The sequence below is a fragment of the Nostoc sp. ChiSLP03a genome (genome assembly GCF_034531215.2).
Lineage (GTDB): Bacteria > Cyanobacteriota > Cyanobacteriia > Cyanobacteriales > Nostocaceae > Nostoc.
On record NZ_JAVRBQ020000177.1, the window covers coordinates 1 to 10,273 of the forward strand.

At 41.3% G+C, this 10,273-nt stretch carries 11 protein-coding genes and 1 pseudogene; 6 read left to right on the forward strand and 6 right to left on the reverse strand.

The annotated features are described in order from the left end of the window. Both RMY32_RS29850 and RMY32_RS29855 read left to right on the forward strand, forming a co-directional pair. Positions 1–118: pseudogene (locus tag RMY32_RS29850) on the forward strand (IS630 family transposase); the annotation flags it as partial. Between the two features lie 12 nt (positions 119–130). Then, complete coding sequence (locus tag RMY32_RS29855; protein WP_322708834.1) at positions 131–1,228, forward strand: protein kinase domain-containing protein; 1,098 nt, start codon at positions 131–133, stop codon at positions 1,226–1,228. Positions 1,229–1,962: 734 nt separating this feature from the next. On the opposite strand, the gene ruvC is transcribed toward RMY32_RS29855, so the two are convergent. Then, positions 1,963–2,454, reverse strand: coding sequence for a crossover junction endodeoxyribonuclease RuvC (ruvC, locus tag RMY32_RS29860; protein WP_322668374.1), 492 nt, complete (start codon positions 2,452–2,454; stop codon positions 1,963–1,965). Positions 2,455–2,628: 174 nt separating this feature from the next. Here ruvC and RMY32_RS29865 point away from each other — a divergent pair, with 174 nt between their 5' ends. The 3 genes from RMY32_RS29865 (at position 2,629) to RMY32_RS29875 (ending at position 6,204) form a co-directional block, all read left to right on the forward strand. After that, positions 2,629–4,029, forward strand: coding sequence for a gluconeogenesis factor YvcK family protein (locus tag RMY32_RS29865; RefSeq protein ID WP_322708835.1), 1,401 nt, complete (start codon positions 2,629–2,631; stop codon positions 4,027–4,029). A 64-nt stretch (positions 4,030–4,093) separates the two neighbouring features. Then, complete coding sequence (gene tsaE, locus RMY32_RS29870) at positions 4,094–4,549, forward strand: tRNA (adenosine(37)-N6)-threonylcarbamoyltransferase complex ATPase subunit type 1 TsaE (protein ID WP_322708836.1); 456 nt, start codon at positions 4,094–4,096, stop codon at positions 4,547–4,549. 1,016 nt (positions 4,550–5,565) lie between these two features. Then, complete coding sequence (locus RMY32_RS29875) at positions 5,566–6,204, forward strand: PadR family transcriptional regulator (RefSeq protein WP_322708837.1); 639 nt, start codon at positions 5,566–5,568, stop codon at positions 6,202–6,204. Between the two features lie 538 nt (positions 6,205–6,742). Here the strand turns inward: RMY32_RS29875 and RMY32_RS29880 are convergent. Beyond that, positions 6,743–8,125 carry a transposase gene (locus tag RMY32_RS29880; RefSeq protein WP_322708838.1) on the reverse strand — a complete coding sequence of 461 codons (1,383 nt, stop codon included), beginning with the start codon at positions 8,123–8,125 and terminating at the stop codon, positions 6,743–6,745. Between the two features lie 192 nt (positions 8,126–8,317). Here RMY32_RS29880 and RMY32_RS29885 point away from each other — a divergent pair, with 192 nt between their 5' ends. Then, positions 8,318–8,458, forward strand: a complete 141-nt coding sequence (locus RMY32_RS29885; protein WP_322708839.1) for a hypothetical protein — start codon at positions 8,318–8,320, stop codon at positions 8,456–8,458. Positions 8,459–8,612: 154 nt separating this feature from the next. Here the strand turns inward: RMY32_RS29885 and RMY32_RS29890 are convergent, their stop codons facing one another. From RMY32_RS29890 to RMY32_RS29905, 4 genes are all read right to left on the reverse strand, one after another. Beyond that, positions 8,613–9,089: a hypothetical protein gene (locus RMY32_RS29890; protein ID WP_322708841.1), complete on the reverse strand. Its 477-nt coding sequence runs from the start codon at positions 9,087–9,089 to the stop codon at positions 8,613–8,615. Between the two features lie 2 nt (positions 9,090–9,091). Further along, the gene (locus RMY32_RS29895; protein WP_322708842.1) at positions 9,092–9,346 is read right to left on the reverse strand and encodes a hypothetical protein; all 255 of its coding nucleotides are present in this window, start codon (positions 9,344–9,346) and stop codon (positions 9,092–9,094) included. Positions 9,347–9,418: 72 nt separating this feature from the next. Beyond that, complete coding sequence (locus tag RMY32_RS29900) at positions 9,419–9,874, reverse strand: hypothetical protein (RefSeq protein ID WP_322708844.1); 456 nt, start codon at positions 9,872–9,874, stop codon at positions 9,419–9,421. Between the two features lie 177 nt (positions 9,875–10,051). Beyond that, on the reverse strand, positions 10,052–10,273 hold a 222-nt coding region (locus RMY32_RS29905), incomplete at its 5' end, for a hypothetical protein (protein WP_322708846.1).

A 10,273-nucleotide genomic window follows, 5' to 3' on the forward strand; every position in this document is an offset into this window, starting at 1 on the left:
CGAGCTTAACAAAATTGAGCGATGTTGGTCATGGTTAAAAAGCCGAATTCGTAAGCAAATAATTCAATTTGGCTGTCTGAGAGATGCGATGGAAGCTGTGCTTCACACAGCGGCTTAACCGCCTTGGCGGTTGCTATACCAGCAAGTTTTAATGGGAGTACAGCATCTTCACCAACTCGGAATGTCCCACGGTGACATTAAACCCCAAAATATTCTTGTTTCTGGCGACCAGGTAAAATTGACTGATTTTGGCTGTAGTGTGTTACCTGATGATATATATGCCCGGACTCGTGAAAATGGTGGAACAGTTCTTTATTCAGCACCTGAAGTAGTAGGTTCAACTTTAAAAGGGCGTACTGCTGAAACCCTTTTTAAAGCTGATATCTACAGTTTGGGTGTATTAATTTACCATTTAGTCACAGCGCAACTACCTCACGATACTCTCAGTCAAGTTGCTCGATATACACCTTTTCCCCGTCCTCGTGAGATTAATTCATCGGTTTCACCAACTTTAGAAGATTTTATTCTACGCTGCCTTGCCTTTGAACCAACAAATCGCTGGGAATCGGTCTCAACAATGGCGATCGCATTTAGACAAGTTGCTAATACTCAAATAGATTATCAACCCATGCGTATCTTGTCACATCGGCAGCAACCTTCTGAAGATTGGTCAACCCAGGCTTTACGGTTGTTAGAAGCAAGAGCCTACTCTCAACTAGAAAATTTAGCACATTTAGAGTTTGAAAGTAGCTCTGACCCCCATGCTTTCTTACTGATGATCACCGCAGCATACAGAGACGGAAGGTATTTTTATTGCCTAAGAGATATTGAAGCACATCCATACTTGTTAAATGCCGATTCTCCTTTAAGAGGCGATCTTTGTCGCATTGGATTAGCTGCATACATGCAAACGCGGCAAATCCATCAAGCTTTTGAAATGGTAGAAAAGTGTTTAGCAATTGAGGGCCTTTTGCCAGACCTGTTACTTAAAAAAGCTTCACTTTTGGGTTTACAGGCAAGGTATGAAGATGCCGCTAAGATTTTGTTATTGTTGAATCGCGAACGCCCAAACTATCCTGCTATCCTTAAACGCCTTGTGTTGGTTTTTGAGCAATTGAGAGATACAGGTAAAGCTGTTGCTTTTTTGCAAGCATATGTAAAAATACTACCTAATGACCAGTGGGCGAGGCTTAAACTGGATCAACTCAATGCTATCAGAGTTTTTTAACTTTTATATAAATTTCGTCCACAAAGAAAAGTGGGCAAGATGCCCGCAGCACAAGATTGAATAAATTATTTTTTAGAAATGCCTAAGTCTGAGCCATTACCTAAATAAATAGAAAATAGCCGTCATATACGTTCTGGTGAACGCAGTTTATGACGGCTACTTAATTTATTGGGCATAGGTAGAGCATTCGTGAGAGGTTAAGGTCGAATACCATTTGTCAATAAGCAATAGTACTTAAAATATTACGAAAAATCGGGGTTTTCAACAGAATTGTTGAGCAGGCGATCGCGTCATCTTGATCGGCATCATTCATTCTTGAACTATCAGTTCAGTACAACAGTTAAGTTAATACCTCAGTTTTGACAAAAATTTCAGCATAATTTCTAATTTACAAAAGGTAATATCGTCTTAACCTCTCACCGATGTAAGTAGAGAGGGTAATTATTCTTCAATAATCGCTACTAAGTAAGTGTGTTGGAGAATTTCAAGTATGTAACGAAATATAAATTTAGGCAATACCTTAGAAATTCCTTATTTCACGGTTTTGACAAAACTAAACATATATTGGTTTTATCTTGCCTACCTATTTACTTGAGATCAGAATTTTAGAATCTATGATGTAAAATTCTGATTTCTTGATCCAAGATCCCATCTGTGCCAGTTGGTTTCCAAGTTTATTCTCTAGTTTCCAAGTTTATTATTCAGTTTCCAAGTTTATTCTCGTTTTACACAACCTACAGCTGATAAGAAGCCGTCAAAGCCACTGCCAAAGCATCCGCAGCATCATCCGGCTTAGGAATTTCATCTAAATCCAACTCCCGCGCCACCGCTTCTTGCACTTCTGACTTATCAGCATTGCCATAGCCTGTTAAAGCTTGTTTAATTTGAGCCGGGGTAAACTCTACATAAGGAAGACGACGCTGCCCCAACACTAAAATGACTATACCCCGCGCCTGTGCAACCAGGATAGTACTTGACATACGGTAGAAGAAGAGTTTCTCGATCGCCACTAAATCTGGTTGAAATTCCTCTATCAGGGTGTGTAAATCATCAAACAAGGTACATAAGCGCTGTCCCATTTCTACATCTGCTGACGTTTTAATTACTCCAAAATCCAGCATATTTACTGTAGTCTCTTGCACCTTTTTGAGATTTTGTGTGCAGCTAATTGCCCCAAATCCTAAAATCGCCAGTCCTGGATCTAATCCTAAAATTCGTTTTTCCATTAAATTCACTTTTACCAAGCCAGGGTATTGTTTAACTAGAAATCCTGGCAATCTTCACGACTTGCTCTTAGTCTAATAGGATTGATAAATATAATAGTTTCACGCCTGGTCTTTTAAACCAAGCGGTGTAAATTTTCTGTTAATTATTGTTTGTAGCACTGCTCCAAATCAGGTATGTCAATTGGTTTTCTCAGACAAGCCCTCAACGCCCTGCAAAAGCAGTCGCGCTCTCGTACTTATCGGGTTAACCAGTGGTTCAAATGGTTATCCCCTGGACTATCAGTAAAACGTTGGTTGTTAATTAGTGTTGGAGGTGTACTGCTGGCGAGTTTGGGGTTAGCCATTTGGATTAAGCTAACCCCAATTTTTTGGATGATTGAGTTGGTTAGAGGTTTCTTGGGAGTCATCACCAACCTCTTACCGAACTATATCAGTGGGCCTTTGGTACTGCTTGGCGGCTTGCTGTTAGTGCTTTGGGGGCAAACTCGCACAGTAGGCTCAATTACTAAGGTACTAAGAGCAGAAGGCGGAGAGGAACTCATTGATGTCTTGCTGGCCCATCGTCGATTGTACCGAGGCCCAAAAATAGTGGTAATTGGTGGTGGTACGGGACTTTCTACGTTGTTGAGAGGACTGAAAACCTACAGCGCTAATATTACTGCAATTGTTACTGTCGCCGATGATGGTGGATCTTCTGGGCGTTTGCGTCAAGAATTTGGAGTGCTACCACCAGGAGATATTCGTAATTGTTTAGCTGCACTGGCAGATGAAGAAAAGTTATTAACAGAATTGTTTCAATACCGTTTTCGAGCTGGAGATGGGTTAACTGGTCACAGTTTTGGCAATTTGTTTTTAACGGCAATGAGCGATATTACTGGAGATTTAGAACAAGCAGTTGCAGCCAGTTCTAAAGTTCTAGCGGTGCGAGGACAAGTACTACCAGCAACTCTCAGTGATGTTCGCCTCTGGGCAGAATTAGCCGATGGTCGTCGGATTGAGGGGGAGTCTAATATTCCCAAAGCTGGCGGTAAAATTGTCAAAATTGGCTGCATTCCGGCTAATCCTCCGGCAGTGCCAGCAGCTATTAAGGCAATTAAAGAAGCTGATTACATTATTATTGGCCCAGGCAGCCTTTATACAAGTCTAATTCCTAATTTATTAGTACCAGAAATTGCCGATGCGATCGCTCAATCAGATGCCCCCCGTATTTATATCTGCAATATCATGACTCAACCAGGAGAAACTGAAGGCTACACTGTTGCCGATCATATCAGAGCAATTGATGCTGCTTGCGGACAAAGACGACTATTCGATGCTGTATTAATACACAAAAAATCTCCTTCGGAGCAATCACTTATCCGCTACGCCCAACAAAACTCCCATCCCGTTTTCCTCGATCGAGAAGCCGTAACTCAACTAGGGCGACGGATTGTTCCGGCGAATGTTTTGTATGAAGATGAAACAGGTTTTGTACGTCACAATCCGCAGAAACTAGCACAAGTGTTATTACGGTGGTACGGTAGAGGTCAGTCCCTTCGGGGAATTCAAAATTCAAAATTCAAAATTCAAAATTAAGGAAGATGAAAATTTGTCATTTGTCATTTGTTTAGACTAATCAGTAATGCCCAACACCTCAATTATGAAAATTTTTCTTGCAGATACAGAAGCGACGCTGCGCTTAGGTATTACTCTTGGCGAATCCCTCACACCTGGCAGTGTAATTTTACTAGAAGGTGATTTGGGCGCTGGTAAAACTACTTTAGTTCAAGGCATTGGTAAAGGTTTAGGAATTACTGAACCCATTGTCAGTCCCACTTTCACGCTGATTAATGAGTACACTGAAGGACGTTTTCCTCTTTACCATCTGGATTTATATCGCTTGGAACCGCAAGAAGTCGCAACCCTAAATTTAGAAAGTTACTGGGAAGGTATTGAAGTGATACCAGGAATTGTGGCAGTTGAATGGGCAAAACGATTGCCCTACAAACCAGATAGTTATCTGAGCGTGAGTTTGACTTATGGACATGAAGGCACTCGTCAAGTCGAACTCACACCATTCAATTGTGCCATTAGCAAAGTCATTGCCGCAATTTAAGCTCATCCCTCGCCTAAAGTACGAGGGATTTCAGTTTTTTGACCGCAATACTCAAAAATTCCTGCAAATAATCGAGAGAGAACTTTACACTCGTCCTATCTGCCACTACCACGTTCGCCACCGTCAGTTCCTAACATTGTGATCTCAACCAAAACAAAAATATTTAATCAGCTTTTCTTCAATAGAAAACTGGTAGCCAGCTTTGCTGACACCTGCTCTTATAAATTTAGGAAAGTTCGCAACACACTGGCTTTCTTTAAAAGGGAGACTATTTTTGCCTTCACTCCCTTAAATCCAGGCGGGGTTATCTTATCCAAATAGTATTGAATCTAAAGTGATTCTTAACTAAACAGGATATATGAATCAAGCAAATGTAAATAAACTGTTGTTGGGGTCAATGAAAGTTTTGAGAGAACTTAGTCAGCTTCGATTGAAGCCGATTAGTTCCCTACTGTGGTTTAAAAAACGAATCTAGATTATTTAGCAGCAAACGCTAGTAGAAAAAGTTAAGCAATTATAAATTTATGTATAATTTTAACTTTCTCACATTTATTATTCCCAAGTTAAGTTCACAATCTATACAAAAAAATAAAGTCTTTTATAAATTTACAAAATTAGTTCTAATAATTAGAAATAGCAATAAATTCTTATATTCACATCTGTAATTAGCACCAATCTTAATAAAATATTTAACTAAAATATCTCGTATTTATACATATTTTATCTAGAAAGACAAGACACGAAAAAAGCAAACCATCTAAAAATACAGGGTTTTATCTGTGGACTAAACTTTTTGTTACACCTATCACTTCATAATCAAGTAAAAATGCTTAATCTACGACTAAACGCCGTAGATTAAGCATTTTTGCAATGGCGGAGTCTTTTGTTGAACAAGTGCAGGCTCTTAACTAGTCGAAGCTGCTTTCGTTACAAATCTTAATCAAAATTCTATTCCGATATATCGCGATATATTCCGATATATCGTATATTAGAGAAAGTTGATTTGAGATTTACTTATGTTTAGATATTTTCGGTCACGTTTTGGCGCACCTGTATGGGCAGGAATTAGCGAAGAGGATTCATTGCTTGTCAGGTCTTGGTTTGGACATGGCAACCATCATCACAAGCATCATGGTAGACATCATGACAAACGCTTTGATAATGAAATGTTTGGTCGTGGTTGGGGAGATGAACACCGGACTCGTCGGGGTGACATCAAGTTCATTCTGCTGGAATTGTTATCCGAGCATCCTAGTCATGGTTACGACCTGATTAAAGAGATGGAAACTCGCTACGGTGGTTTCCGTCGCCTCAGTCCTGGCTCAGTGTATCCAACACTCCAATTGTTGGAAGAAGGAGGTTATCTCAAGAGCGCACAGGAAGGGGGCAAGCGGATTTATACGATTACGGATGAGGGTAAACAATTATTGGCAGAACGTTCCCAACAAGAACCTTCAGACACTCCTTGGGATACCTTCAAAAGTTTTGTTACAGGTAAGCCCCAAGAGTTTATTGAGTTGCGGAATGCCGCCACAGAGTTAGCTGGTGCGGTGGCGCAGGTTGCTCGTAGTGGCAATATGGAGCGGATAAATCGGGTGCGCGAGCTTTTAGAGCAAGTTAAACGGGAAATTTACGCGATTCTGGCTGAAAAATAAGTAGAGGCTCGTAGTAAGACTTTAGTCCTTAGTTTCTAAGCAGCAAATTGCTTACTACAAACCCTCTAGTACTTTGCTCACACTGTCGATCGCATTAGCGTTCGCTGTCTAACATCTGCATTTGATGTTCAGGGTAATAAGTAAAAGTTTTGGGGAATGGGGAATGGGGAATAAGGAATGGAGAATTTCCAAAAGTTGGGGGGATGAGTATCCCTACTCATCCCCCCCGGTTTGAAATGCTGATTCACTGACTAATAACATCAGGTTTGAGTACTTATTTTACACAATTCTTGGAATAGTAGGTTAACTACTTTGCTCATCAGCTTTCCTTAAATGTGTTTACCCTCCGCCTCTGTCAGGGTTTAAAATACCCTTCTGGAGGGCCCAAGTGCCCTTTGGCTATTTGTGCCTCCTCAAGAGAAGAATAAAAGCGATTTGTGGGGAACACTCCTGTTTGTGAATTCCAAATCAAATAGATTTTTTTAAATGGGCGGATAGGAAGGATACATTCAATTATTTCATACATAATTTTTCCATATCAACTCAACTCCTTAATTAATTCCTGAAACAGTAGGTTAACTACTTTACTCATCAGCTTTCCTTGAATGTGCTTACCACCTAGCAGTTTCTCATCCTGTTCGCTGACGTTAGCTTTGAGTGAGTCGCGGTAGTCAATCAATTCCTTGGTTAGGTCATTACTTGGTAGTCTGCCGGTTTCTACACCAGTTAGGACATACTGCCACAGGCTGATCCGGCACAAGGATGAACCGCTAGCCTTTTCAACAAGTCCATCACCGGATTGCTCCAGGACTGTACCCATACCCAAACGCATTTTGAAAGTGTCGCGGCTGCGGTTGCGTTTAATGCGTTTGGTATCCCCGGCTAAACGTCGGACTGTGGTTTCTCCATTTTTGCGTAGCTTGCCGCCGTAGGCATCGCGCTCAGTTCGCTTCACTTCCCTGACTTCGTATTCAATGACTGGCCTGCCATTGACACCCAGGAACGACTCAAAGGGATAAATTCGAGTCAGCAAACGCGATCGCACTCGCAACCCAAAACCGAATTTGTCAAACACGCTCATGTAAGGCTTAAATTCATCTTCAGAGAGCATTTGAGTGATTCTTGCCTCTAAGTGCTGCTCAAAAAGTGAGATATCGCACATCCAGCCAGCGTGTAGTTCTAGAATCGGGTCAAACTCAATTTCATAGTCTTGGGCAATGGAAATTTTATAACGATTTTCAATTCGGGTTTTGGCGGCGGGCGAAATTTCCAGCCTTTTGGCTAACCATGCCCAAAGGGGCGGTAGCAATCCTGGCTTGGTAGATGCGCTCCTAGTGTGCGCCACTTCTGGGAACTGCCACGCCAACAGTTGACGGGCATAATTCACAATTGGCGATTGCACCCGGTTGAGATGTTCTAGCTGTTGGCACAGGTCGCGGAGTTCATCAATGGGTTCGGGGCGGTGCATGAGAAAGTATCTCATGTTTAATTCCCCAGTCTCCAGTCGGTGATCTGGATCGTGACCATAAGCAGCCATTGCTAAAGCATCAGCTGGATCGCTTTTGTTCGGGAGGTTTTTACCTCCGCGATAACGCCGCAATTCGACGTGACCAACCCAGAGAATTTTAATTTCTAGCTTTTTAAGGATGGATGCCCATAGTCTTGAATAGTGGTTTCCTGTTGGTTCAAGAATGGCGTAGTCTGGCTTGATTAGAGCTAGGTAATCAGCAAAGTCAAACGCTGATTTTTGCTTCTTCTTAACATCAGGATTGGAGTAAAAAGCCGGATATAAAGTAGATGCTTTATTTCTTGTTTTATTCCAATATGCTTGTAATCCGCCCTTGGGATATTGTGTTAAAATATGGCAAGTTACGCTTGATTTACTAACATCAATTCCCAAAATAGTTGATTCTATTGTCATGGTTCTGCGATTCAGGAGTGGTGGTTTTCAAGGATGCCAGTCCTTTGATTGACCCGAACTAGAGAGCGCACGAATCACCCTAACGCCCCACATATAAGGGGCGCGATTCAGGAGTAAACGCATTCGGGGAGTTAACTTAAGAAAGGCCGCGCATGAACATCGGAACGCCACAATTGAGGGGCGCAATTCATCATGAACGCTGCACTTTCTCTAATTAACTTGCGGATGCTTTGGACACAATCCGCGACGGTGGCAGCGATGCCACCGTTTCGGCTACTGTGTCAGGTAGCCATCATCAGGCGGTTATATGCTTTCGAGAGTGTCGGTAAGTGACTGTAAGTCCTTTATCAATATTTCTTGAGTTTCTTCTGTGGCATTTTCAACCTTTGAGATAAACTCAATTAATTTATCTAACTGAGCTTTAGCCCTAATTAACTTGTGCCATTCAATGTAGTAATCCCAGGTTGGATCGGGTTGGGGAATATTATTATTCATTGCGTTTCAAATTCTCTAAAAATACGTCCAATTCTCCGTTCATTACTTGGTCATAAGTGGCGATAACAATTTTTGGATCGTTACCATCATCAATTTTCTGGATTGATGCTGTGATGTTTCGGGCGCTTAATGCTGCTTGGACTTCTGGCGATTCCAAGGCGGCTTGTGCATCAGCACAGTCACGCACGCGGTACGGAAAAACAATTTCACGGATATCTGTTGGAGCTTCATTAATAAATTTCAGCATCCATTTTTTACCTTGTTCAATCGGCAGTTCTGGAATGTAAAACTCAACTGACACATTTTTCTGTACAAGCATTCGCTGTATATCAAAACTCCTGAGTGCTTGCTCAAATAAGCGCAGATTGGCTTCATCAGCAACGGGAATTCTAGCAACTTCTCCCCGTAGAGTTTCGCGGATGGCATTCTTGATAATTTCTTTACCGCGAGTAATAGCGGCTTGACTCATATTTACCTCCGATTTTTGAGCCGAGAATTACAATTGCAGCGTTGGTCTACAACTGTTGCTGCATCTTGCCAACTTTGGATTAAAGCAACAGCATCCTCACCAAAGAATATTTGCTTGTCGCCGTTGTGCCATGTCACAGCTGCAACACGGCTAGGCAAGTCTTCAAACTGAATTTGACGTATTTGAGCTAGGTTAATCCAACCAGCTGCGGGTAATTTGCAACTAAACACGGATGGGGTGTTAACTATGGTGTGCATTTTGGTAAACTAATTTTGGTATTAATCTATGGCGATCGCATTCTTTGGTAGGGAGGCGTTCGCCTAAAAAAATCAAAAATGATCGGCAGACACGCCGCTGGTATTTGATTTGTTGTCCTGTTTTAGCAACACAAGCAATTTAAGTAATTCGCTAGCAAGGAAAGCTCGTTTTTCGTGAGAAATGCGACAAGACATTGCCGAAAAATGAAACTTAATACTTGGTAGCCAGTAAGAATCAGGAATATCAAGTTTTTCCCACAATTGCTCCATACAATCCAGATACACCCGTACTTGCTTGTGAGTTAAGGAGTCATGCTTTTTATGGTTATCCCTGATGATGTATAAAATGTGACGAAAATCATTAATGTTTAAGGTCTCATACATTTTTGATTTGCTCAAAATGTGATATTTTTGACAAGTCCCAAGTTTGAAGTGTTTGAATTGGATTTTCAATTGCGATCGCACTCCAACCAGACTGCGATCGCAATGTGAATTAGGACTACAACCCAAACTCTGTAAGTCGGTCACGGAAAACCACTTCAATCGGGTTTGGGAAGAATTTTTTCATCATTTGATGGTAGCTATCAGCATCGCTGCGTTTTCTAAATTGTGACAAGATAACCCAGTTGCAAGGCGTTACTTGTTTGACAACGATCCAATCAAAAAGCTGTTGTCGATAAGTCATAGGTAAATGCTGTTGTTAAATTATGTTGGGTAGTTATTTTTGAGGAACTGGTGCAATTCCTCATCAGAAAAGCTATGAAACTTTTTTTGACCAGCGTCGATATATTTCATTCGGTGAACAATAGCCGATTGTCCTGTATGTTTTGCTAATTCGTCAGTGACGAGTGCATAAGCGACAACCAGATATGATAGGAAGTCATTGGAAAGAAGCACATCAGATTTTCGTTTTGTAATCCTCATAAT